Annotated in this window: 26 protein-coding genes; 20 read left to right on the forward strand and 6 right to left on the reverse strand. The window is 38.4% G+C overall.

The window, feature by feature from the left end:
- The first annotated feature begins 198 nt into the window (after nucleotides 1–198).
- Genes H8692_RS08820 through H8692_RS08830 form a run of 3 tightly spaced genes read left to right on the forward strand, consistent with a single transcriptional unit; the run spans nucleotide 199 to nucleotide 2,998 of the window.
- Nucleotides 199–777, forward strand: coding sequence for an MptD family putative ECF transporter S component (locus H8692_RS08820; protein WP_187525508.1), 579 nt, complete (start codon nucleotides 199–201; stop codon nucleotides 775–777).
- Nucleotides 777–1,514 carry an energy-coupling factor transporter transmembrane component T gene (locus H8692_RS08825; RefSeq protein ID WP_177269795.1) on the forward strand — a complete coding sequence of 246 codons (738 nt, stop codon included), beginning with the start codon at nucleotides 777–779 and terminating at the stop codon, nucleotides 1,512–1,514. Before H8692_RS08820 ends, H8692_RS08825 begins: the two co-directional genes overlap by 1 nt.
- A 5-nt stretch (nucleotides 1,515–1,519) precedes the next feature.
- Nucleotides 1,520–2,998 carry an ABC transporter ATP-binding protein gene (locus tag H8692_RS08830; protein WP_187525509.1) on the forward strand — a complete coding sequence of 493 codons (1,479 nt, stop codon included), beginning with the start codon at nucleotides 1,520–1,522 and terminating at the stop codon, nucleotides 2,996–2,998.
- 52 nt (nucleotides 2,999–3,050) lie between these two features.
- Here the strand turns inward: H8692_RS08830 and H8692_RS08835 are convergent, their stop codons facing one another.
- The 3 genes from H8692_RS08835 to H8692_RS08845 form a co-directional block, all read right to left on the reverse strand.
- Nucleotides 3,051–4,955, reverse strand: a complete 1,905-nt coding sequence (locus H8692_RS08835) for an ABC transporter ATP-binding protein (protein WP_187525510.1) — start codon at nucleotides 4,953–4,955, stop codon at nucleotides 3,051–3,053.
- On the reverse strand, nucleotides 4,956–6,692 hold the full coding sequence (locus tag H8692_RS08840) for an ABC transporter ATP-binding protein (RefSeq protein ID WP_187525511.1): 1,737 nt from the start codon (nucleotides 6,690–6,692) through the stop codon (nucleotides 4,956–4,958). It lies immediately after the preceding gene.
- Between the two features lie 147 nt (nucleotides 6,693–6,839).
- Nucleotides 6,840–7,259, reverse strand: a complete 420-nt coding sequence (locus tag H8692_RS08845; protein WP_187525512.1) for a MarR family transcriptional regulator — start codon at nucleotides 7,257–7,259, stop codon at nucleotides 6,840–6,842.
- Between the two features lie 164 nt (nucleotides 7,260–7,423).
- On the opposite strand from H8692_RS08845, the gene H8692_RS08850 reads away from it, so the two are divergent.
- Complete coding sequence (locus H8692_RS08850) at nucleotides 7,424–7,957, forward strand: HdeD family acid-resistance protein (RefSeq protein ID WP_187525513.1); 534 nt, start codon at nucleotides 7,424–7,426, stop codon at nucleotides 7,955–7,957.
- A gap of 74 nt (nucleotides 7,958–8,031) precedes the next feature.
- Here the strand turns inward: H8692_RS08850 and H8692_RS08855 are convergent, their stop codons facing one another.
- Nucleotides 8,032–9,273, reverse strand: coding sequence for an MFS transporter (locus H8692_RS08855; RefSeq protein WP_187525514.1), 1,242 nt, complete (start codon nucleotides 9,271–9,273; stop codon nucleotides 8,032–8,034).
- Between the two features lie 355 nt (nucleotides 9,274–9,628).
- Between H8692_RS08855 and H8692_RS08860 the strand changes: the two genes are divergently transcribed.
- The 13 genes from H8692_RS08860 (at nucleotide 9,629) to ppk1 (ending at nucleotide 19,262) form a co-directional block, all read left to right on the forward strand.
- Nucleotides 9,629–10,081, forward strand: a complete 453-nt coding sequence (locus H8692_RS08860) for an Hsp20/alpha crystallin family protein (RefSeq protein ID WP_177269099.1) — start codon at nucleotides 9,629–9,631, stop codon at nucleotides 10,079–10,081.
- A gap of 120 nt (nucleotides 10,082–10,201) precedes the next feature.
- Nucleotides 10,202–11,143, forward strand: a complete 942-nt coding sequence (locus H8692_RS08865) for a DnaJ C-terminal domain-containing protein (RefSeq protein WP_187525515.1) — start codon at nucleotides 10,202–10,204, stop codon at nucleotides 11,141–11,143.
- 88 nt (nucleotides 11,144–11,231) lie between these two features.
- Complete coding sequence (locus H8692_RS08870) at nucleotides 11,232–12,239, forward strand: CobW family GTP-binding protein (RefSeq protein ID WP_187525516.1); 1,008 nt, start codon at nucleotides 11,232–11,234, stop codon at nucleotides 12,237–12,239.
- 45 nt (nucleotides 12,240–12,284) lie between these two features.
- The gene (locus tag H8692_RS08875) at nucleotides 12,285–13,235 is read left to right on the forward strand and encodes a TIGR03943 family putative permease subunit (RefSeq protein ID WP_187525517.1); all 951 of its coding nucleotides are present in this window, start codon (nucleotides 12,285–12,287) and stop codon (nucleotides 13,233–13,235) included.
- A 22-nt stretch (nucleotides 13,236–13,257) separates the two neighbouring features.
- Nucleotides 13,258–13,410, forward strand: coding sequence for an FAM210 family protein (locus H8692_RS08880; RefSeq protein WP_177269107.1), 153 nt, complete (start codon nucleotides 13,258–13,260; stop codon nucleotides 13,408–13,410).
- Nucleotides 13,411–13,414: 4 nt separating this feature from the next.
- Nucleotides 13,415–13,915: an NUDIX hydrolase gene (locus H8692_RS08885; protein ID WP_187525518.1), complete on the forward strand. Its 501-nt coding sequence runs from the start codon at nucleotides 13,415–13,417 to the stop codon at nucleotides 13,913–13,915.
- Nucleotides 13,912–14,277, forward strand: coding sequence for an ACT domain-containing protein (locus H8692_RS08890; RefSeq protein WP_187525519.1), 366 nt, complete (start codon nucleotides 13,912–13,914; stop codon nucleotides 14,275–14,277). The genes H8692_RS08885 and H8692_RS08890 overlap by 4 nt, the downstream gene beginning before the upstream one ends.
- A 21-nt stretch (nucleotides 14,278–14,298) precedes the next feature.
- Nucleotides 14,299–14,637, forward strand: a complete 339-nt coding sequence (locus H8692_RS08895) for a hypothetical protein (protein ID WP_187525520.1) — start codon at nucleotides 14,299–14,301, stop codon at nucleotides 14,635–14,637.
- Between the two features lie 29 nt (nucleotides 14,638–14,666).
- A complete protein-coding gene (locus H8692_RS08900) occupies nucleotides 14,667–15,251 on the forward strand; it encodes a helix-turn-helix domain-containing protein (protein WP_187525521.1) in 585 nt (194 codons plus the stop codon).
- Between the two features lie 151 nt (nucleotides 15,252–15,402).
- Entirely contained in the window at nucleotides 15,403–15,615 is a 213-nt protein-coding gene (locus H8692_RS08905; RefSeq protein WP_187525522.1) for a hypothetical protein, read from the forward strand.
- Nucleotides 15,608–16,132: a DUF2798 domain-containing protein gene (locus H8692_RS08910; protein ID WP_177269120.1), complete on the forward strand. Its 525-nt coding sequence runs from the start codon at nucleotides 15,608–15,610 to the stop codon at nucleotides 16,130–16,132. The genes H8692_RS08905 and H8692_RS08910 overlap by 8 nt, the downstream gene beginning before the upstream one ends.
- Nucleotides 16,133–16,248: 116 nt before the next feature.
- Nucleotides 16,249–17,184, forward strand: coding sequence for a Ppx/GppA phosphatase family protein (locus H8692_RS08915; protein ID WP_207722982.1), 936 nt, complete (start codon nucleotides 16,249–16,251; stop codon nucleotides 17,182–17,184).
- Nucleotides 17,127–19,262, forward strand: coding sequence for a polyphosphate kinase 1 (ppk1, locus tag H8692_RS08920; RefSeq protein WP_177269122.1), 2,136 nt, complete (start codon nucleotides 17,127–17,129; stop codon nucleotides 19,260–19,262). Before H8692_RS08915 ends, ppk1 begins: the two co-directional genes overlap by 58 nt.
- Before the next feature lie 63 nt (nucleotides 19,263–19,325).
- Here ppk1 and H8692_RS08925 read toward each other — a convergent pair whose 3' ends face one another.
- On the reverse strand, nucleotides 19,326–19,724 hold the full coding sequence (locus H8692_RS08925; RefSeq protein ID WP_187525523.1) for a NifB/NifX family molybdenum-iron cluster-binding protein: 399 nt from the start codon (nucleotides 19,722–19,724) through the stop codon (nucleotides 19,326–19,328).
- 198 nt (nucleotides 19,725–19,922) lie between these two features.
- Between H8692_RS08925 and H8692_RS08930 the strand changes: the two genes are divergently transcribed.
- From H8692_RS08930 to H8692_RS08940, 3 genes are all read left to right on the forward strand, one after another.
- Entirely contained in the window at nucleotides 19,923–20,288 is a 366-nt protein-coding gene (locus tag H8692_RS08930; RefSeq protein ID WP_177269126.1) for a desulfoferrodoxin family protein, read from the forward strand.
- Nucleotides 20,289–20,306: 18 nt separating this feature from the next.
- On the forward strand, nucleotides 20,307–20,507 hold the full coding sequence (locus tag H8692_RS08935; protein WP_177269128.1) for a ferredoxin-thioredoxin reductase catalytic domain-containing protein: 201 nt from the start codon (nucleotides 20,307–20,309) through the stop codon (nucleotides 20,505–20,507).
- A 144-nt stretch (nucleotides 20,508–20,651) separates the two neighbouring features.
- Entirely contained in the window at nucleotides 20,652–22,061 is a 1,410-nt protein-coding gene (locus H8692_RS08940) for an MATE family efflux transporter (RefSeq protein WP_177269130.1), read from the forward strand.
- Between the two features lie 10 nt (nucleotides 22,062–22,071).
- Here the strand turns inward: H8692_RS08940 and H8692_RS08945 are convergent, their stop codons facing one another.
- Complete coding sequence (locus H8692_RS08945; RefSeq protein WP_177269132.1) at nucleotides 22,072–22,662, reverse strand: hypothetical protein; 591 nt, start codon at nucleotides 22,660–22,662, stop codon at nucleotides 22,072–22,074.
- Nucleotides 22,663–22,673: the final 11 nt, after the last annotated feature.

Genomic DNA, 22,673 nt, shown 5'->3' on the forward strand with positions numbered 1-22,673 from the left:
TTTTAAAAGAATATCTTTCATTATAGTCAAGATAGAATTTTTGGTCAATCTTAATCTGATAATATGGAAAACTGAGTGCTATTTGGAGTCAAATAACTGATATGAGCATAGACGTATATGGCTATCTATAATATTATGATTTTTAGAGTTAGCTTGATCTAATTAAATTAAAAGAATTATGTCGGGAGGAATTTTAAAATGAACAAGTTACAGGGAAAGGATTTTATTAATATTGGTATTTTCACTGCAATATACTTTATAGTTATTTTTGCAGTCGCATCTATAGGATTTATACCGATTTTTATTCCTCTCATCAGTGTCATAGTACCGCTGGTGGGAGGGATCCCAATGATGCTTTTCTTTTCAAAGATAAGAAAATTTGGTATGATCACTGTCAGCGGTCTGCTATTGGGCATAATTATGTTGATTACAGGCATGGGATATTGGTGTATTCTTACAGGAATTGTTTTTGGTCTTCTGTCTGATCTTGCGCTTAAAGCCTGTGGATATAAAAATTATAAAAGGGAGATTCTGACTCATGGCCTTTTTTCTATGTGGGTTATAGGAGCATTTATACCTATAGTAGTCACAAGAGCAGACTATTATCAGAATCTATTGCCTGGATATGGAGAGGAGTATGCTGATACTCTCATGAGTTATATGCCTGACTGGATATTGCCGGTTCTTCTTGCTGCATCTTTTATAAGCGGTATAGCGGGAGGAATAATAGGTTATAGGATATTCAAAAAACATTTTGAGAGAGCAGGTATAGCGTGATGGCAAAAGAACTTCTGGCAAGCTGCAGAGATGGCAGCAGTATTATTTTAGATCCCAGAACTAAATTGGCAGTACTCATAACTATTTCAATATTTATTCTGGGAGGATCATATGAGGGAATAATGCAGTATTACATAATAATTTTAGCATTTATACCGCTGATTTTACTGCTGTCATCTGGCAAACGCAAGGCTTCGGTCATATATATAGTTATATTCGGAGGAAGTCTGTGTCTTGAGTTGTTTATTTTATCCATGCTGCCAAGTCCGGTAAATTATATAGCTGTTACCATCACTGGGATACTACTCAGGTTTGCTCCGGGAATTGTTATGGGGTATTTATTAGTAACTGATACCACTGTAAGTGAGTTCATGGACGCTATGGATAAGTTACATATGCCTCGGTTTATTACGATGCCTATGTCGGTGATGTTCCGTTTCTTTCCCACAGTAGCGGAAGAATGGAGCTGTATCGGAGATGCCATGAAAATGAGAGGTATCGGTTTGGGATACAGACGGGCAGGGCATATACTGGAATATCGACTTGTTCCTATGATGATCTGTTCGGTTAGGATCGGTGAGGAACTCAGTGCAGCTGCTCTCACACGAGGTTTGGGAGGCCCTATAAAGAGAACTAATGTCTGCGATATAGGATTTCATATACAAGATATTTTTATTCTTTTTGTTTGCGCAGGTGCTTATGTTGCTCAGATATATGTTCTGATTACAAGGGGGTAAAAATAATGATAGAGTGCAAAAAGCTTTCTTTTTCTTATCTGGCGGGAGGCGGTAAGAAAAAATATGAGACTATAAAAAATGTGTCCTGCCGAATTAAAGAGGGGTCCTTTGTACTTCTATGTGGTGTTTCCGGTTGTGGAAAAACGACACTTACAAGGATCTTCAATGGATTGATTCCCCATTATCATGAAGGGAAATTGGAGGGAGATGCATATATTGAAGGGAAAAATACAAAAAGATTATCATTATTTGATATATCTCTTAAAGTGGGTTCTGTTTTTCAAAATCCCAGATCTCAGTTTTTTAATGTAGATACTACCAGTGAAGTAGCTTTTGGACCTGAAAATCATGGTATGTCCGAATCCAAAATAAAACAGAGGGTTCAGCAGGTATGCAGCCAGCTTGATATAGAAGATTTGATGGATCGAAGTATTTTTTCTCTTTCCGGTGGAGAAAAACAAAAGATTGCCTGTGGCTCGGCTGCAGCAATAGATCCTGATATTTATGTTCTTGACGAGCCTTCTTCCAATCTTGATTCATGTGCTGTATCTGACTTGCGGAGATTGCTTGAAATTCTTAAATCTTGCGGAAAAACAGTAATTATTTCTGAACATCGTCTTTATTATCTGGCAGATCTCATTGACAGAGTTATTTATATGAAGGATGGTAAGATAGAGGGGGATTATACAGCGCAGGAGTTTAAGGCCATGCCGGAAAGTCAACGAGAAGTTATGGGGCTGCGGCCTTTAGATCTTGATGTTTTGAAAGATACAGAACATGGAATAAAAGCTGAAGCATTTTCACGCTGGGTGATAAGTGATATGACTTTTTCTTATAAATATCGGCCCGGAATTCTGCAAATAGGAAAGTCGATATTGCCAGCAGGAAAAGTTACAGCTGTTATAGGAGACAATGGAGCAGGAAAATCCACGTTTTCGAGATGTCTATGTGGCTTAGAAAAAAGGTGCCGGGGTACTGTTGAGTATGATGGTCATGTTTATAGTGCAAAGGAACGGCTGAACATTTGTTATATGGTTATGCAGGATGTCAATCATCAGCTTTTTACAGAAAATGTAGAAGAAGAAATCCTTTTGAGCATGAAAAATAAAAACAAAAAGCAGATTGAAAGGCTGCTGGAAGATATGGATTTGACAGAGCTTTCAGAGTGTCATCCCATGGGATTGTCGGGAGGACAGAAGCAGCGTGTGGCTATAGCTTCAGCTATAGCATCAGAAAAGCCTCTTATAATATTTGATGAGCCGACAAGCGGTCTTGATCTTTTTCATATGAGAAAAGTAGCAAATGTTGTAAATGAGATTGCAGATCAGGGGAGAACAGTTCTTGTAGTCACCCATGATCCGGAATTTATCCTTCGGTGCTGTGATCATGTGATCCATCTTTCAGCAGGCAGAGTATATGAGAGTTATCCGCTGAGAGACAGAAGGGACAGGATCCGTCTTTTGGATTTCTTCATGCTCAAATAAAAAAAGCCATATAAGGGTTAATTTCCTTATATGGCTTTTTTGGGTTTTGAAATTATTCCAGCTCGAAAGCTCCTGTATAGAGCTGGTAATATGTGCCTTTTTGAGCGATTAGTTCATCATGATTTCCTCGTTCGATGATACGTCCGTGGTCAAGAACCATTATGGCGTCACTGTTGCGGACGGTAGATAGTCTGTGGGCTATGACAAATACGGTTCGCCCTTTCATAAGATTATCCATACCTTCCTGAACAAGAGCTTCGGTTCTTGTATCTATTGAGCTTGTGGCTTCATCTAATATCATTGCGGGTGGATCCGCTACAGCTGCTCTGGCAATGGATATCAGCTGACGCTGTCCCTGAGAAAGGCTGGAGCCGTTTCCTGTAAGAACAGTATCATATCCGTCGGGAAGTCGAGTGATGAAATCATCAGCATTGGCAAGTTTTGCAGCTGCTATACATTCTTCATCTGTTGCATCCAGTTTTCCGTAACGTATATTTTCCATGACTGTTCCGGTAAAAAGATTTACATCTTGCAGTACAACACCCAGAGAACGCCTCAGATCAGGCTTTCGTATTTTTGTTATATTAATACCATCGTAGCGTATTTTTCCGTCAGGAATGTCATAAAATCTATTGATTAGATTAGTTATGGTAGTCTTTCCTGCACCTGTGGCTCCTACAAAAGCAATTTTTTGTCCCGGTTTTGCGTAAAGACTTATGTCATGAAGTACGGTTTTTTCAGGTACATATCCGAAATCTACATGTTCCATGCGGATATCCCCCTTAAGTTCGGTGTAAGTAACTGTACCGTCTGAGGAATGTGGATGTCTCCAAGCCCATAAGCCTGTCGCATGATCTGTTTCTGTGAGCTGACCTTCAGAATTTTTTTCTGCTTTGACCAGTGTGACATATCCATGGTCTTCTTCCGGTTTCTGATCCATGAGTTCAAAAACTCTTCCGGCTCCGGCTATTCCCATGGCAACTAAGGAAACCTGCATTGATACCTGACCGATGGTCTGGGATAGCTGCCTTGCCATGCTCAGAAAAGAGATGATGATTCCCGCCGTGATCAGATCCGTTCCTGTAAGGCTGATATTTACGGCTTTTTCAAATACCATGATTCCTCCTATACCGGCGATGAATACATACATGAGATTGCCGATATTCCCGAGGGTAGGCATAAGTACGTTTCCCATTTTATTTGCTCTTTGGCTGTCTGAAAAAAGCTGTTCATTGAGCTTAATGAAGCCTTTTTTGCTTTCTTCTTCATGACAGAATACTTTGATGACTTTCTGGCCATTCATCATTTCTTCTATATAGCCTTCTTCTTTGGCAAGAGCTTTTTGTTGTTTCATCATGTATTTTGAACTTTCTCCGCCGAGCTTTTTTGTGACAGTAAGCATTATGATCATGAAAAAGATTACGATTAAAGTCAGCCATATACTGAAATAAATCATCATGAAGATAATAGCTATAACTGTAAGGGAAGACTGTAGCATCAGAGGCAAACTCTGTCCGATAAGCTGACGGATTGCGTCGGTATCGTTGGTATAGGTACTCATGATATCTCCGTGTATATGAGTATCAAAATAACGGAGAGGGAGGGTCTGCATTCTGTCAAACATGTCATTTCTCATGTGTTTTAGTGTTCCTTGAGTAACTGTTGCCATGAGGCGTGTGTATATCAAGGCTGCAGCTACGCCGCATGCATAAAATGCCGCCATAGTGCCAAGAAGAGAAATAAGTTTAGGCCATACGGCTTCGAGTCCTGATGTAATACCCGGAGTTATACATTCGTCGATGAGTCTCTGCAGAAATACTGTTGCGACTACAGAAGCGCAGGCACTTATTATGATGCAGATACATACTATTGTAAGGCGCAGTTTAAAATGAGAAAACAGATAGCCTATAAGTCTTCTGAAATTTCCTTTGCTCCTTTTTTCCTTTGTTCTGCTCATTTATTCCACCTCCTTGCTGCGTGTCTGAGAGTCATATACTTCCCGGTAAATGCCGTCGGCAGCCAACAATTGACGGTGAGTGCCTTGCTGAGCTATACGACCTCCGTCCATGACGATAATTTTATCTGCATCTTCTACTGAAGAAACACGCTGGGCGATAATTATCTTTGTTGTGTCAGGTATTTCTTCACTCATTGCTTTTCTTATCAAGGCATCTGTTTTTGTATCGACTGCTGAAGTGGAGTCGTCAAGAATAAGAATTTTAGGTTTTTTTAACAGGGCTCTTGCAATGCATAACCTTTGTTTCTGTCCGCCGGATACGTTTGTTCCGCCTTGTTCTATGTAAGTATCATATTTTTTCGGAAACTGCTGTATGAACTCATCTGCCTGTGCCAGTCTGCATACACGAATCAGTTCCTCCTCATCAGCATCTTTTTTTCCCCAACGAAGATTTTCTTTAATAGTGCCGGAGAAAAGTACATTTTTCTGGAGAACCACCGCAACTTCATTACGAAGGGCTTCAAGGTCATACTTGCGAACATCTATTCCTCCTACTTTAACACTTCCTTCCGTCACATCATAAAGACGAGAGATAAGCTGTATTAAAGTGGTTTTAGCTGAACCTGTTCCGCCTATTATGCCTATAGTTTCTCCCGGATTAATAGTAAGGTTTATATTTGAAAGAGCTTTCTTTTTACTGGCTTTAGAATAACAGAAAGAAACATTTTCAAAATCTATTTTTCCGTTTTTTACTTTTCTGATACCGTTTTCCGGTGATTGTAGACTGCTTTCCTGTGTTAGGACTTCAGCAATACGATTTGCTGATTCTTCAGCCATTATAGTCATGACGAAAACCATAGATAATACCATCATGGCAGCCAGTATTTGCACTCCATAGCTTATGAGAGAAGAAAGCTCTCCTGTTGTCAAGCTGACAGCGCCTGTTCCGATAATGATCCTTGCTCCGAAATAACTGATGAGAAGCATGGACATATAGATACAGAACATCATGACAGGATTGTTGAAAGCTAATATTTTTTCAGCTCGAGTAAAATCTTTTCGCACATCTTCAGAAGCCTTTCCGAATTTTTTCGCTTCATAATCTTCCCGTACAAAAGATTTGACAACTCTTATACCGGCTATATTTTCCTGAACAGAATTGTTCATGGCATCGTACTTTTTGAAAATTCTCTTAAAAATAGGATGTACGTAGAGAACTATTCCAAAGAGCGCTATACCAAGTACAGGTATAGTAACAAGAAAAATACATGCCATTTTTACATTGATGGTCATACTCATGATGACAGAAAAAATCATCATAAGAGGTGTCCGTATAGCGGCACGGATTATCATCTGATAGGCATTCTGGACATTTGTGACATCTGTTGTCATTCTTGTGACCAAAGATGATGTGGAGAATTTATCCATATCAGCAAAGGCAAAATCCTGTATCTTAAAATACATATCTTGTCGTAGATTTTTGGCAAACCCACAGGAAGCTGTAGCCGCTTCACGGCCGGCAAGAACGCCGAAAAGCAGGGAAAACATTGCCATTATGACCAACATGAGTCCGTATTTTAAAATAGGTGTCATAGAATTACCGCTCATGGAATCTATGACCATTGCCATTACCAGAGGCAAAAAGCATTCTATAATAACTTCTACTGTAACTAACAGCGGAGAAGCAAGAGAAGCTTTTTTGTATTGCCGGACACTTTTCAGTAAAGTTTTTATCATAATCTCACTCCTTTTTTGTTTTGTAGCGCGCTACACTTTGAGGCGTAAAAGAGAGGACAAGTCCTTGCAAACTTATGTCCTCTGTGTTTTTTACATATGATAGATTTTCGTTTGAGGTTTTTCCGTAATTTACTATGAAGGAAAAAGTCATTCTATATTTTTATAAAGACGTTTTAGCATTTCACGGAGAGTTTGAAGCTCCTGTCTGGAAAATCCTTCCGTAAGCTGTTTTTCTGTCTCACGGATTCTGGCATCGTGCCATTTTCTGTGTTTTAAAGCTCGTTCTGTGCCGCATACAAGTTTATTTCTCCGATCATCGGGATCTACATGGCAGTTTACGTATCCGCTTTTTTCAAGGCGGCTTACAATTCCTACAATTGTAGGGTGGGAGACTTTGAGTTCTTTCTCAATTTCTTTTTGTGTGACTTGTCCTCCATGTTTCCATATGATTTTCAATACGCGAACCTGAGAATATGTAAGTTCGCTTTTGCTGAATGTAGCATTTGCCCTTGTATGCAGTTTTGATTCAAGCTGCTTTAGCATATGTCCGATGTCAGTATCTTTCACTTTTTTCACCTTCAATCTGTAGCTTGTTACAGATTATAGTAAGAATTTGGATAATTGTCAAGAAAAAGATTTTATAACGGTGGTAAATAATTAAGAATTAGCACTCAGTGGTTGACAGTGCTAAATATAAGGGTATAATACCTTAATAAAGGAGGTTGGTTTTTATGAACAGAACTTTTTCAAAAGTTATGTGGATGATAGCAGGTATATTTCTTATAATAGCAGGTATCATTTGCTTGAGAAGTCCGTCGGCAGGGCTGTCAGCGATTTCTCTTCTTCTTGGGAGTTTTCTGCTTGTTTCAGGAATTATAGACATTATGGTGTTTGCCAGAGGACATAATATAATGTATGGAGCAGGGTGGTTTCTCGCAGATGGGATTCTGACCGTTATCATGGCTTTGTTTATCTTGTTTAATCAGACATTTGTTACACTGACTCTTCCTTTTATTTTCGGGATGTGGATGCTTTTTTCAGGTATTACGAGATTCGTACAGTCTTTTGAACTCAAACGCATGGCTGTAGATGGCTGGGGATGGTTTACTGTTTTGGGAACGGTTCTGGCTTTGGCGGGAATTCTATCCTTTATTGCGCCTGTAATCAGCTTTATGGCAATAAATCTGATGTTGGGGATATTTCTCATATTGCGGGGTATTTCTTCCATTATCCATGCCATTTTTTCGGGACATCTTTTTATGTAAAAGAGAAGTTGTGTAATATAAAAAAGAAGAGACGCTTTAAGCGTTTCTTCTTTTTTATATATTTACTGAAGTTATTATTTTTGTTTTGCTAATTTAACCTCTTTTGCAAAGAACATTAGAATAATGTAAATGATTGTTACAGCTATGAGCGCAGCCATCAACATATGATGATTTGTTCCGAAAAGGCTTGAAGCCCCGAGGAAAATCACTCCGGCAACATTACCTGCAAACATAAGGAGTCCTTCTGAAGTACCTTCCGAAGTCGGATAGCAGGATTCTGCAGCAAAAGTCAGAGTGAGCGGAGCACCTCCTACAATAAAGAATCCGTAGAGAGCTGCGGCTACAGCCATTCCGCTGAAACCTTTCAGTACTAAGAAAAGGGCGAGACCTATACAGCCTATAATGCTTACTGCAATCATATACGGCAGTCGTCTGTGGTGCTTATCTTTATCAGAGATCAGGGACAGGATAAGGCTTCCGACTATTCCTATACCTAAGATTATAACACCTATAATTCCCACTTGAGTTGCGTCAACACCTTCATTAGTCAGAGTTTTTAAGATGGGCTCGATCATAGTGAAGAAGGTATTGAAGATCCCGAACATGCAGAAGAAAATCAATAATGCCAGAATGAAATTTTTCTTCTTTAATGCAAACTTTATACCTTCTTTAAAGTCAGAACGCATAGCCTGTTCTTCAGGACAGGGAGGTGTAGGCGGTTTTTCTTTTACGAAGATGAGGAATAAGACTGCAGCGACAGCTCCGATGATACCGTATGTAAGAAGCATTTCTTTTATTGTCATTCCCGATTCCAAAAGAACCGGTGTCAATAGAAGACCAACACACATTCCCAAATAACTGCACAGAAGTCCGACGCTGTTGGCTGTAGCACGTTCTTTTTCAGGGAACCATTTACCTGCAACAAGACCCGGTGAGTTCAGCAGGAATGGCTGAGCGATAGCGAATCCGAAGGTAATGATAAGAACCAGTGTGTAGTTATCTCCGAAAAATCCTCTCAGCAGAGCACAGACTCCTGTGAGAACAACTCCGAAACCAACTGCTTTTTTGAATCCGAATTTTTCGAATGCAGCAAGAGATGGGATAGAAACGATAATCATACCTGCCATAAATATGATTGACAGAAGACTGATTGCACTTTCTCCTTCTGTTGCGTTGGTAAACCCATAATACTTCCATGAATCTGTCGTAATCGAAAAGAATGTAGTCCACATCAACTGAATAATGCCTGTACATAATCCGTAAATCCCCAATACTACCCATCGGTACCCATAGACCTGATAATTTTGTTCTTTCATTAGTTTTAACCATCCTTTCCGGCTGTAAGCCGTTCTGTTTTACTTGTTTGTCGTTTTGTTACTAATGATGCGATCTTTTCTTTTATTGACAGATATCGTTTTCGGTTCAGTTGTTTCAGCGTCTGCTGTATCTCATATACGCAAACGGATTAAAACGTTTGAGTATTAATTTTAATTATACGTTGCTGTAAAAATAGTGTCAAGTCTAACAATTCTGTTTAATCCTTTTTTTGTAAATAATAAAAAATTTAAAAAATATTAGCACTCACCTCTTGACAGTGCTAACAACAGGTGATATATTATAGTCAAGAAATAAAAAATGATCCGGATAAGGATCTTAAGGGGGCGACGACTTATGAGAATGAGTAGTATTTTTGGAGAAAATTTGTTTGACGATTTTATGAATGATTTTGCGTTTCCGGCATTGCCGAACGCTGAGAAAAAATTGTACGGCAAACGTGCACGTAATCTGATGAAAACAGATGTAAAAGATGTTGAAGGCGGTTATGAGGTTGACATTGATCTTGCCGGTTTCAAAAAAGATGAAATACAGATGGAACTGGAAAAGGGTGTCCTTACAGTTACTGCTGCTAAAGGTCTTGATAAGGATGAAAAAGATAAGGAAGGTAACTATATAAGACGTGAACGTTATGCTGGAAGCATGAGCAGGAGCTTTTATGTAGGTGAACATGTGACGGAAGAAGACATTCATCCGAAATATGAGAATGGTATTTTATCCTTCAGTGTTCCTAAAGAGGATGTGAAGGCAGTGGAAGACAAAAAGCATTACATCTCCATTGAGGGATAGTGCTCAAAGAGTAGATATGTACCCCGCGGGCAGGTTCCTGCGGGGTATTATTGTATCAGTTAGATAAAGTATGCATTCTCTTTAGAGTATTAAAAAATTTGAATTAACGGGGTGATGGCTATGGCATCAAAGAAAGATTATTATGAGGTGCTCGGTGTGAACAGAGACGCCTCACAAAGCGATATAAAAAAGGCCTATCGAAAGATGGCCAAAAAATACCATCCCGATACTAATGCGGGTAATGCACAGGCTGAAGCAAAGTTTAAAGAAGTATCTGAAGCATATTCAGTTCTTAGTGATCCCAAACAGAAAAAACTTTACGATCAGTTTGGGCATGCAGCTTTCGATGGAAGTGCATCAGGACCGCAGGGCAGAAGTGAGGGTGGAAATTACAGAGAATATCATTTTGAAGGCGGAGACATGGATGATATTCTGAAGAATATATTTGGCGGCGGATTCTCAGGTGGTTTTTCAAATGGGTTCTCAAGCGGATTCAGAACTGAAGATTTTAAGCAGAATGGAGCCGATGTCAAGGCTGAAATTAATGTCACATTTGATGAAGCGGCTTTTGGCTGTGATAAATTTATAAGGATATCTGATGCGTCAGGAAAAAATTTCGAATCTGTAAAAGTTCATATTCCTGCCGGCATAGATGACGGAAAAAGTATAAGACTTAAAGGACGGGGAAAGCCAGGTGTAAACGGAGGAAAAAACGGAGATCTTCTTATCAAAGTAAATGTTATGAAAAAACAAGGTTTTGAGAGAAAAGGAATGGATGTTTACTCAACAGTAAAAATCCCGTTTACAACAGCTGTTTTGGGAGGAAAGACGGCTGTGCAGACACTTCATGGTAAGGTTATGTGCAAAATAGCCCCGGGAACACAGTCCGGAACTAAACTCAGAATAAAAGATAAAGGTATAGTATCTATGAAAGACCCTTCTCAGTATGGCAGTCATTATGCATGTGTGGAGATAAAGGTTCCGCAGAATATCAGTGTGGAAGCAAAACAGAAACTTAGAGAGTTCGGCAGATTATGCGGAGAAGAAGATTTGCTTTCATAATATCTGATTTTTAATGGAGAGCTGATTTCAACTGTGATATAATAAAAAAAACTATGGCAGAATTTAATAAATATATAAGGAGCAGATCATGACAAAAGTTGACATAATATCCGGCTTTCTGGGGGCCGGTAAAACGACATTTATAAAAGAGCTCATTGCTAAAGTATATAGAGATGAGAAAATAGTTCTCATCGAAAACGAATTTGGAGAAATAGGTATTGACAGCCATTTCATGCAGGATAGTGGCATAGAAGTGACAGAAATGAATTCAGGCTGTATTTGCTGTACGTTGGTAGGAGATTTTGCCAGATCTCTCAGAGAGGTAAGTGAAAAGTTCCATCCTGACAGAATAATCATAGAGCCGTCAGGAGTCGGTAAGCTTTCGGATGTAGCGAAGGCCGTAATAGATATGGAGGAAGAGGCCGATGTGGAGATAGACAGTCTTATAACTGTAGTAGATGGTAAAAAGGCTGCAATGTATATGAAAAATTTCGGAGAATTTTTCAATGATCAGATTCAGCATGCAGGTACTATAGTAATAAGCCGTACTCAGGATATGGAAGAGAGCAAGATAGATAAATGTGTGAAAACTCTTCGGCAGAAGAACAGTGATGCGGCTGTCGTTACAACACCATGGAAAATTTTGTCTGCGGACATGATAGCATCGGCTCTTGATAATAAACATGCTTTGAAAGAGGTCCTTGAGGAATTGTGTCATGACCATCATCATGAACATGGATATCACCATGATGATCATGAGTATCATCACAAGCACTGTGATTGTCATCATGATCATCACGAAGATCATCATCATGCAGATGATGTGTTCTCAAGCTGGGGACGTGAGACGGTTCATAAATTTAAAAAGTCTGAGCTGGAAGACATATTGAGACTCATGGCTGCTACAGATGATTTCGGGACTGTCCTTCGGGCAAAAGGTATAGTTGAAGCAGAAAACGGCAGATGGATTGAGTTTGATATGGTTCCTGAGGAGCTTGAAATAAGAGATTCACAGCCGGATTATATAGGCAGAATATGTGTTATAGGAACAGATCTTGACGAGAGCGCGCTGAATCAGGTATTTGGAGTTAATTAGGGAAGATTGGGAAACAGCTTTGCAATTTAAAAGAAAGGATGGAAGATGGAAACACCGGTTTATGTATTTACAGGTTTGCTGGAAAGTGGAAAAACAACATTAATACACGAAGTAGTGGAAGAAGAGGACTTTTTAGAACCGGGGACGACTGTTTTGGTACAGTGTGAAGAGGGGGAGAATGAATTTGATGAAGATTTCCTTAAAAAGTTTTCAATAGTATTGGTGAGAGCTGAAGATCCCGAAGCCCTCAGTGAGATGTTCTGGAAACGGATTGAGAGAGATTATTCTCCTGCGCAGGTTTTGATTGAATATAACGGCATGTGGGATCTTGAAAAACTTTTTAACGAAAATGTGCCACAAGACTGGTATGCAGGGGGAGTATATTCTACGGTAAATGCAGAAACCGCTGAAATATATATGAATAATATGAGAAAAACTTTCATGGAACCTCTTAAGGCTTCTAATCTCATAATATTCAATAGATGTGATGAAGACATCGACAGAATGAAATTCAGGAGAGCTATAAAGGTGCTTAATCCTCAGGCGCAGCTGGCATTTGAGAGAAAAGACGGTAAAATGTTTGAAAACGAGATGGATGTAATGCCTTTTGATTACAGCGGACAGACAGTGGATATAGACGATATGGATTATGGGCTGTGGTATCTTGATGCTATGGAACATCCTGAACATTATATGGGAAAAGAAATAATTTTTACGGCCAAATACTGTGCAAGTGAAGAGTCAGGAGCTGATTATTTTATTCCGGGAAGGCATGTAATGACCTGTTGTGAGGAAGATATACAGTTTTTGGGTTTTATATGTTATCTTGATGATGAGACTGAGAGGCGATTCGGTCATGAAGATTGGGTAAAAGTCAGAGTGAGATTTGATTATAAAGAGCATGAAATGTATGGATATGATGAAGGTCCTGTACTTACGCTTATATCTATAGAACCGTCAAAACAGCCTCAGCAGGAGCTTGTTACATTTTCATGACAGAGTAAGAAAGGAGATTTTTATGAAAAAATTTTTTAAGAATTTGAATTACAGAAAATATGCTAAGTTAGCCACAGGAATTCATCTGGCTTGTTACGCGATAGATATGACGCTTGGATATGTATTGGTGCGAAAGTATCTAAAAAACTCAGGAGATGAAAAGGATAAGAACTGATACAATGAGGTATAGATTTTGTTCAAGCTGTACGGAAGCTATAGAAGATAAAATCTCCGGTGATATTTTGGAATATGCTGTGAAGTTTCAGGGGTATAACTGCGTAATGATATACAGCAGAGATAAAGAAAAGCTTCTTTTTTGTAAACGGCTCAAAGATCCATATGAAGGTAAATATAATCTGGTAGGAGGAAAAATAGAGGATGGGGAAGATCATTTTGATGCCGCCTACAGAGAACTGTTTGAGGAGACAGGGATAAGCAGATCAGATGTAAGTCTGTCTCACATGATGGATTTTACATACTATAATCAGAAATGTTATGTGGAAGTTTATGTAGGGATTTTAAGAAAAAAAGTAAAGCTTTCTCCGGAAAAACATCCGCTTTATTGGTTTGACGTAGACGAGGATTTTTTTGATCTGGAACGTTTTGCCGGAGAAGGTAATATTGGACATATGGTTGAGCAGGTGAAAGATTACGGAGAAGGAGTGTTTCAGGACGTATGAAAATAAAAAAGATAGATTATGATTTTTCAGTATGTAAGGTAACTGATTTTTCACTGACAAATTTTGAAAGTGAATATTGTTTTATAGGGAAGACAGATGAAGAGTGTTCTCTTGTCTGTATTACAGCAGATGTTCCCGATAATATCATAAATCGGGATGACGGCTGGAAAGCATTTCGAATAGAAGGGATTCTTGACTTTTCTTTGATTGGAATACTTTCAGGGATATCAGGACTTCTTGCGGAAAACAGTATAGGAATATTTGCTGTATCAACGTATAATACAGATTATATTCTTGTTAAGGAAAAAGATTATAAGAAAGCGATTAATGTTCTTTCTCAGGCCGGATATGACTTGGGATAAATATGTGAAAGGAAAAATAATATGGGAAGAAAGAAGACAGGTTCCATACCTACAGAGATACCTAATAGGAAAAAGAAAATGGTTATAGATATGACGAAGATCAGCCTTGCCAAGGCATATCAGAATCCGGGGTTTAGAACCGGAAAACATATGACTGAAAAAGACAGGCCAAGAAAGAAAAACTGGAAGAAAGAGTATGAAAAACAACCGGGTAGTTTGAATAATGAGGATTCTACTCGGTTGTTTTTGTTTTATGATTACAGGGAGAAGTTTGGATATAATGCAGAACTGACAAATTCTACGATACGTCGATTGAAATGCGTACACACTGATGTTATCTTAATAACATGTGGGGCGTAACTTAAGCAAATAAAAAGGAGGTTATATCAGTGGATAGCAAGAAGATAGGACAATTGATATATAATATAAGAATAGAGAAGGGATGGACGCAGAAGCAACTGGCTGATGAGGTCTGCATCAGCGATAAAACCGTATCTAAGTGGGAGCGAGGTGCAGGGTGTCCTGATATATCTTTACTTTCACGATTGTGCGAGCTTTTGGGAATAGAGTTGGAAGCTCTGATTTCAGGGAAAATAATTAAGAATGAAGAAACAGGAGGAAATATGAAAAACACACAATTTTATATTTGTCCGCAATGTGGAAATATAATAACAGTCGTATCAAACGCCCAAGTTTCATGTTGTGGCAAAAAATTACAGTCTCTGAATGCAAATAAGGCTTGCGACGAAGAAAAATTATCTGTTGAAGTTATAGATAATGAATATTTTATATCAAGTGATCATCAGATGACTAAGGATCATTATATAACATTTGTAGCTTTGCTGACAGGTGATAGTATAGTGTTGAAAAAACAGTATCCCGAATGGAATCTGCAAGTTAGAATACCTCAGCTTGCCCATGGCAGATTGATATGGCATTGCAGCAATCACGGGTTATTTTATCAGCTTATATGAAGTTTTGAACTTGAAATCAAAAGATTTTTTATGATAAAATAAATAATAAAATTAAATAAAAACAAGTAAACGACACTAAATATCGCCGGCTCCCATGTCTGATGGAGCGGCAGTTTAGTGTATTTTTGTTGGAGGTAAAATAGGAGGAAATATGAAAAACATAATAACTATAAGCAGAGAAGACGGAAGTGGAGACCGTATAATAGACAGGAAACTGAGCAAATGGTCAGATTTTGATTTTTATTACAGCGAGATTATAACTCAGATGGCAAATGATGCAGAATCGGCCACAGCAGTAATAAACGAGAGGAAATGTTATAACATAACCCGGGAAATATTGAGAGGAGATGAAAAAAATGCCTAAGACAAAGTTTCAGTCATTCATATTTACTTTTATTACTGCATGGATGATGGTTTATTTTATGACACTTTATAATATGGTGCTGTCTGCAGATCATTTTACGAATACCTTATTTCTTGATGCGCTTTTGCATATGTGGATAGAGTTTGTCATCATATTCCTGTGTGCTTATTTCTTTGCCGGCCATATTGCTAAATATTTTGCTTTTCGCATAGTACGGCCTGAAGACAGATCTATATTTATAATACTGACAATACAGCTTTTTACTGTGATAACGCAAGTATTCTTTGCCAGTATAATGGCTACAATTAAATTGTATGGTTTTACCTTTTTATTTCTTCCGCATTTTTTGACGGCGTACTGTACGAATTTTATTATGGCTTTGCCATTGCAGCTGATAGTCGTAGGACCTGCAGCCCGATTTATATTCAGAAATTTGTTTTTAAGAAAAGAAAAAGAGGCTGTTTTGAAATCGCAGACTCGAGAACAAGGTGAGGAAATAATGCGAAGAATCACGTGATACAGCAACTTAGTTTATATAGATTTAACAAAAATCGGATAGAAAATCATATATCTCCGTATTATAATTGATATAAGTCTTTTATACATAATCTGGCAAGGGGGATTGGAGAAACTATGAAATATTCAGTTATAGATATAGGGTCGAATTCAATAAGACTTACTGTTTATAAAGTGAAAAACGGAAAATTCAAGATACTGTTTAAAGCAAAGAAAATGGCAGGACTGGCAGGATATGTTGAAAACGGCTGTATCAGTGATGTAGGTATCGATTTGGCTTGTGAAAGTATAATGGAGTTTAAATCTACTCTTCAGTCTTTAGGTATTACCGAACGAATCTATGTGTTTGCTACAGCTTCCCTTCGTAATGTCGTTAATACAGATGAAACTGTAGCAAAGATTTTTAAGGCAACGGGTTTTAATGTAGATGTGATCACAGGTGAGGAAGAAGCTATGCTTGGTTATGCAGGTATCCTGCAGGAACTTTCGGTTTCTTCCGGAGCTTTTATAGATATAGGAGGAGCCAGTACAGAGATAGTACTGTTTGAAAAGGGCAGGATATTATTATCTAAAAGTTACCGTATGGGATCACTCAAACTTTATAAAGATTGTGTAAAGCATATATTGCCGGGAAAACATTCTTTTAAAAGAATAAAGCATGCGATAAAACATGAAATAGATAAACAGCCTTTGGAGACTTCAGGCAAGTACAGTAAGCTCATCTGTACAGGGGGAACAGCTCGTTCTGTGCTTAAATTCGCCAGATATTTAGAAATTATAGATCCGGGAAATAATACTATGACTTCGGAAGATCTTAAAAAAGTAGGAGATTTTCTGACAGGAGATAAAAGAAGCGCCGCTAATGCTATATTGAAGATAGATCCGGAACGTATTCATACTATAATACCGGGATATATGATACTTAGATATATTTCACGGAAACTGAAAACAAAAAAGCTGACTATAAGCAGTTATGGTGTAAGGGAGGGGTATTTGTGTCAAAAAATCTTAAAACAAGAAAAAAATACAGTTATACGCAGAACAGAGAATTAAGTTGGTTACGTTTTAATCGAAGAGTTCTCGAAGAAGCGGCAGATAAAAATGTTCCAATTCTGGAGCGGCTTAAATTCGTGTCTATATTTTCTACTAATCTTGACGAATTTTTTATGATACGAGTAGGAAGTCTGTTTGATATAGCTTCAGTCAATCCTGATCATATTGATAATAAAAGCGGTATGACACCCGATCAACAGCTTGGCAGAATATATAGGGTTATGCCCGGACTTATAGAACGAAAAAGACGAATATATTCTTCGGTATGTTCTGAACTTGAGGCACAGGGGATAGAAGATGTTTCCTATGAAAATCTGACTGGTGAAGAAAAACGATTTGCGGAAAAGTATTTTGATAATGAGATACTTCCCATACTGTCGCCGCAAGTCATAGATAACAGACACCCCAAACCTCATTTTGAGAGTAAACATCTTTACATAGCGTCCCTTGTAAGAGATAAAAACGACAGAAAATCCATAGCGTTTGTTCCTGTTCCTCAGGTTCTTCCGCAAGTCGTCATGCTTAATGAAGAGGGAAGGTTTATACGGACGGAAAATATAATATTTCATCGAGCTCATGAACTGTATGGGAAATATAAACAAGAGGAAGCATGTATAATCTCTGTTACAAGAAATGCTGATGTCAGCTTTGACTCAGAGAAGTTCGAAGACACAGAGACAGATTTCAGAAGTTATGTGAAAAAGCTGCTTAAGAAAAGATCTACGTTAGCTATAGTGCGCCTTGAGATCGGACAGTCTATATCTGATGTTTTTGTGAAAGAGCTTCTTAAAATGATACAAGTGGAGAAACATCAAATATATGTAGATAAAACACCTCTCAATATGAAATATGTATTTGAATTGGAGAGCAAGCTTTCAGAGAAAATAAGCAAACGCATTTCATACGTTCCATATGTTCCCAAATGGCCGGCGGATCTTAATGAAAATATTTCCGTGATGGAACAGATAAGGCAAAAAGATAGGATGCTGTTTTTTCCATTTGATTCAGTGGATCCATTTATAAAACTTCTTAATGAAGCTGCTGATGGAGATGATGTGATTTCTATTAAGATAACCATATATCGACTGGCTTCATCTTCCAAAATAGTTCGTGCTCTTTGCCGGGCAGCAGAAAACGGCAAAGAAGTCGTAGTTCTAATGGAGCTGAGAGCAAGATTTGATGAGGAAAATAATATTGCATGGTCTAAGATGCTGGAAGATGCGGGGTGTAAGGTTATATACGGTATAGATAATTATAAGTGTCACAGTAAAATATGTCTGATAACATCTCATAAGAGGGGTAGATATAGTTATATTACCCAGCTTGGTACAGGAAACTATAACGAAAAGACAAATGCCATGTATACAGATATAAGTATTATGACAGCAAATGATGAGATTGGACGGGATGGTACTGCATTTTTTAGGAACATGCTTACAGATAACCTGGAGGGAAATTACAGTCAGCTACTTGTGGCTCCAAAGGGAATAAAGCCTGCGCTTCTGGATTTGATCGATGAGGAGATGCAGAAAGGTACGGAAGGTTATATTTGCATGAAAGTCAATTCGGTAACAGACCGTGATGTGATAGATAAGCTTGCAGAGGCTTCGAGAGCAGGTGTGGATATACAGCTCATAGTCAGAGGTATCTGCTGTATCAGACCCGGTATAGCCGAAGAAACCGAAAACGTGTCTGTTACCAGTATAGTGGGAAGATTTCTGGAACATGCCCGAATATATTGTTTCGGAAAAGGAGATGCAGTTAAATTATATATCTCTTCTGCTGATCTGATGACCAGAAATCTCAAAAGACGTGTAGAGATAGCTACACCTGTATATGATGAGGATATAAAAAAACAGCTTCTTCATATTCTTTCAGTCCAGCTTTCTGATAAGGCAAAAGCCAGCTTTCTGCAACCGGATGGTTCTTATATAAGAAAATGTGAAGGTGAACCTGAGCCGTTTGACAGTCAGCAGACATTTATGGACACAACGCTTCACAGGCAGGAACGTTCTGTTTCAAGAATGAAGAATATATTTGCCGGAATCGGCAGATTTTTCTCGAGACTTGGAGGCTGAATAATCGTAAAACAGAGCTGCCTGTGTTTTTCAGACAGCTCTGTTGTTTTATCCGTGAGGATTTTATTCATGTGATCCGCAGTTTCCGTGGCCGCAGTTTTTTCCATGTTGGTGATCGTGATCATGATCATGATGGCTGCACATAATATCAGGTTTATATGAGAGGTTGCCGTTAAGATAGTCTTTTACAGCTTGATCTGCGTTTCCGGAAACTCCGCCGAAAAGTTTTATTCCTGCTTCTGAAAGAGCTGTTTTTGCTCCTGCGCCTATGCCGCCGCAGATCAAAATGTCCACACCTTTACTTTTCAAAAAGCCTGAGAGAGCTCCATGGCCGTTTCCTTCTGTGCCTATTGTTTTGCTTTCTGTTATATCTTTTCCATCGATTTCATAGATTTTAAATGTTTCAGTATGGCCGAAATGTTGGAATATCTGACCGTTTTCATAGGTAACAGCGATTTTCATTATTTCACACTCCTTAATAATTATTGACATATGTCATTTATTGATTTGATTTTATCATTTTAAATATCATATGTCAATAATTTTAAAAATAATGGTAAAATTATCTTGACATAAGTCTCAAAAAGTAGTATTGTGGACTCATAAGGTACAATATATTAAAAACCTTAAACAAGAGGTTAAAATCAAGGAGGTATGAATATGAAATTTTATAAATGCGAACACTGTGGAAATATCATCACATTTGTAGAAAACAAAGGTGTTCCTGTAATGTGCTGTGGACAGAAGATGACAGAACTGGTTGCCGGCTCCACTGATGCAGCTCAGGAAAAGCATGTTCCGGTAGTTGAAAAAGATGGAGATAAAGTGAAGGTTACTGTAAGTTCAGTTGAACATCCTATGCTGGATGAACATTATATTCAGTGGGTATGTCTTGAAACTAAAAAAGGCAGCCAGATAAAATATCTTAAGCCGGGGGAAAAGCCTGAAGCTGAATTTGTACTTGACAATGATGAAATTGTTGCTGTATATGAGTACTGTAATCTTCACGGCCTTTGGAAGGCATAATTTTTCGGGAGAATAGATATGGCAGTTACATTAAATAAAGACAAAGAAGTAGTAAAAAAGATAAAAGAGGGTCTTGTCAAAAAACACGGATACTGTCCGTGCCGCGTTGAAATAAAGCCGGAGAACAAGTGTATATGCCAAGAATTCAAGGATCAGATAGAAGATCCGGATTTTGAAGGTTACTGTCATTGCATGCTTTACTACAAATCCAAGGATTAATCATTATTCTGTAATTGCTCCCAGACTATTGCTTTTTACCGATAACGATGGTAAGATTAAAAAGAAATAGTGCATTGAAAAATTTGCCTAATATATTTTAGGCAAATTTTTGTGGTGAAAATTACGTAAGAATAAGAGGAAAAGATGATGGAGAACAATGACAGACTCAACAATTCGGATCATATGGACAAAATGGGTAATATGCCTGTGGGCAAGTTGATATTCAACATGTCTTGGCCGGCAATACTGTCCATGTTCATACAGGCATTTTATAATGTAGTAGATAGTTTTTTTGTTTCGCTTATAAGCGAACAGGCTCTTGCTGCCGTTACATACATATTCCCTATACAAATGTTGATAATTTCAGTATCGGTGGGAACCGGAGTAGGTATAAATTCGCTTATTTCAAGAAGACTTGGAGCTCAGCGTTACGAAGAGGCAGATATGGCTGCTAGTCATGGATACAGACTTTCTTTTATCAACTGGATGTTTTTTGCTCTGATAGGGATATTCTTATCAAAGCCTATGATGAATCTTTTGTCTGATACACCGTATATAGTTGAAAACGGTATAAACTATATGTTCATAATAACGGTCGGTTCTCTGTTTTCTATTGTTCAGGTTACTACTGAAAAGATACTGCAGTCTACAGGCAATATGAAGATTCCGATGGTATGCGGAATCTTCGGTGCTGTGACAAATATAATAATGGATCCTATGCTTATATTCGGCATCGGACCGTTCCCTGAAATAGGCGTTACAGGTGCTGCCGTAGCTACTGTATTGGGACAGCTTGTGTCCATGTGTCTGGGACAGATATTCCTTTTCAAGAAAAAGCATGCTGTTCATGTAAAGCTTTTCGGATGGAAGATGCAGGGGAGGATTCTTAAAGATATATATGCTGTAGGTGCGCCTGCAATACTGATGCAGTCTATAATGTCTGTGATGCAGTTTGGTATGAATATAATACTTAGCGGTCTTACAGAGACGGCTGTTGCTGTAATGGGTGTATATGGAAGGCTGCAGTCATTCATATTTATGCCTGTGTTCGGGTTGAATCAAGGAGTGCTTCCTATAATGGGGTTCAACTATGGAGCAAGAAACAGAAAGCGGCTTATGGAAACCTTTAAAAAGGGATTTATGACGGCTTTTGTTATAATGGGGCTTGGTCTTCTGCTTTTTCAGACACTTCCGTATCAACTGCTTACTATATTTAATTCGACAGGGAGCCAGGAAATGTATGATATAGGAGTTCCTGCGTTAAGGACAATAAGCCTTTGCTTCCTTCCGGCTTCTTTTGGTATTATGTCATCTTCAATATTCCAAGCGATAGGGCATGGATTTATGAGTCTGTGGGGTTCACTTTTAAGACAGCTTGTAGGGATACTGCCTCTGGCATGGATATTCGCTTCCATAGCAGGATTGAAATTGGTATGGTATGCATTTCCTATAGCGGAGCTTATAGGTGTAGTTTACTTTGCTATCGCCTTGAAATATGTATATAAGAAGGATATAAGGCGTCTTGATATTATAAAGGAAGATTACGTAAATTAAAGATATCTTTTTAGGGATATAGTATGTTTATATCCTCACCGTCCTGGATTCTGAAATATGAGTCCATTTCGACAAGGTCACGGATGAGAGGATCGCGGAGAAGATGTTTCCATACTGTAAAATTGGCTTTCACAAAGTCATCATTCAATTTTATTTTTTCAGAGATTAGCGGGCAAGTGTATGGGAGCTGCCCGCTTTGATATATCATAAACAACTGTCCGTTTTCGTCCAGATGGGGAGTTAGCGGAAAAATACGACATTGCAAGGGGCGCATTTCTCTATGGCAAAAAGGTGCAGTTTTGCATTTGAGAAAATACACTTTGCCGTGCCAGCTTTCAGGGAATTCATAATCCTCGGCATATTCCCAGTTCCATTCCAGCCAGTCTTCACGGCCTGTGAAAAGTTTTTCTTCTCCGGGCAACAGATAAAGACCCAGAGACAAGTTTTCATCTATACTGGGCTGGCTTTCAGAGGATGTTTCATATTCGTATGTGCAGCAGATGCTTCCGCAGAGTTTGCCGCAGTTTCCGTTAATTGGAGAAAATCTATCCAATAATCGGTATATCGCTTTAAATGTGTCTTTTTTGATTGAACTTTTCATGAAATTATTAT

The sequence above is a fragment of the Lentihominibacter hominis genome (assembly GCF_014385065.1).
GTDB classification, from domain to species: domain Bacteria; phylum Bacillota; class Clostridia; order Peptostreptococcales; family Anaerovoracaceae; genus Lentihominibacter; species Lentihominibacter hominis.

Excerpts from the sequence above, each read along its gene's own strand:
- H8692_RS08820 (WP_187525508.1), top strand. The coding sequence starts at position 199 with ATGAACAAGTTACAGGGAAAGGATTTTATTAATATTGGTATTTTCACT.
- H8692_RS08825 (WP_177269795.1), top strand. The coding sequence starts at position 777 with ATGGCAAAAGAACTTCTGGCAAGCTGCAGAGATGGCAGCAGTATTATT.
- H8692_RS08830 (WP_187525509.1), top strand. The coding sequence starts at position 1,520 with ATGATAGAGTGCAAAAAGCTTTCTTTTTCTTATCTGGCGGGAGGCGGT.
- H8692_RS08835 (WP_187525510.1), bottom strand. The coding sequence starts at position 4,955 with ATGAGCAGAACAAAGGAAAAAAGGAGCAAAGGAAATTTCAGAAGACTT.
- H8692_RS08840 (WP_187525511.1), bottom strand. The coding sequence starts at position 6,692 with ATGATAAAAACTTTACTGAAAAGTGTCCGGCAATACAAAAAAGCTTCT.
- H8692_RS08850 (WP_187525513.1), top strand. The coding sequence starts at position 7,424 with ATGAACAGAACTTTTTCAAAAGTTATGTGGATGATAGCAGGTATATTT.
- H8692_RS08855 (WP_187525514.1), bottom strand. The coding sequence starts at position 9,273 with ATGAAAGAACAAAATTATCAGGTCTATGGGTACCGATGGGTAGTATTG.
- H8692_RS08860 (WP_177269099.1), top strand. The coding sequence starts at position 9,629 with ATGAGAATGAGTAGTATTTTTGGAGAAAATTTGTTTGACGATTTTATG.
- H8692_RS08865 (WP_187525515.1), top strand. The coding sequence starts at position 10,202 with ATGGCATCAAAGAAAGATTATTATGAGGTGCTCGGTGTGAACAGAGAC.
- H8692_RS08870 (WP_187525516.1), top strand. The coding sequence starts at position 11,232 with ATGACAAAAGTTGACATAATATCCGGCTTTCTGGGGGCCGGTAAAACG.
- H8692_RS08875 (WP_187525517.1), top strand. The coding sequence starts at position 12,285 with ATGGAAACACCGGTTTATGTATTTACAGGTTTGCTGGAAAGTGGAAAA.
- H8692_RS08880 (WP_177269107.1), top strand. The coding sequence starts at position 13,258 with ATGAAAAAATTTTTTAAGAATTTGAATTACAGAAAATATGCTAAGTTA.
- H8692_RS08885 (WP_187525518.1), top strand. The coding sequence starts at position 13,415 with ATGAGGTATAGATTTTGTTCAAGCTGTACGGAAGCTATAGAAGATAAA.
- H8692_RS08890 (WP_187525519.1), top strand. The coding sequence starts at position 13,912 with ATGAAAATAAAAAAGATAGATTATGATTTTTCAGTATGTAAGGTAACT.
- H8692_RS08895 (WP_187525520.1), top strand. The coding sequence starts at position 14,299 with ATGGGAAGAAAGAAGACAGGTTCCATACCTACAGAGATACCTAATAGG.
- H8692_RS08905 (WP_187525522.1), top strand. The coding sequence starts at position 15,403 with ATGAAAAACATAATAACTATAAGCAGAGAAGACGGAAGTGGAGACCGT.
- H8692_RS08910 (WP_177269120.1), top strand. The coding sequence starts at position 15,608 with ATGCCTAAGACAAAGTTTCAGTCATTCATATTTACTTTTATTACTGCA.
- H8692_RS08915 (WP_207722982.1), top strand. The coding sequence starts at position 16,249 with ATGAAATATTCAGTTATAGATATAGGGTCGAATTCAATAAGACTTACT.
- H8692_RS08925 (WP_187525523.1), bottom strand. The coding sequence starts at position 19,724 with ATGAAAATCGCTGTTACCTATGAAAACGGTCAGATATTCCAACATTTC.
- H8692_RS08930 (WP_177269126.1), top strand. The coding sequence starts at position 19,923 with ATGAAATTTTATAAATGCGAACACTGTGGAAATATCATCACATTTGTA.
- H8692_RS08935 (WP_177269128.1), top strand. The coding sequence starts at position 20,307 with ATGGCAGTTACATTAAATAAAGACAAAGAAGTAGTAAAAAAGATAAAA.
- H8692_RS08940 (WP_177269130.1), top strand. The coding sequence starts at position 20,652 with ATGATGGAGAACAATGACAGACTCAACAATTCGGATCATATGGACAAA.
- H8692_RS08945 (WP_177269132.1), bottom strand. The coding sequence starts at position 22,662 with ATGAAAAGTTCAATCAAAAAAGACACATTTAAAGCGATATACCGATTA.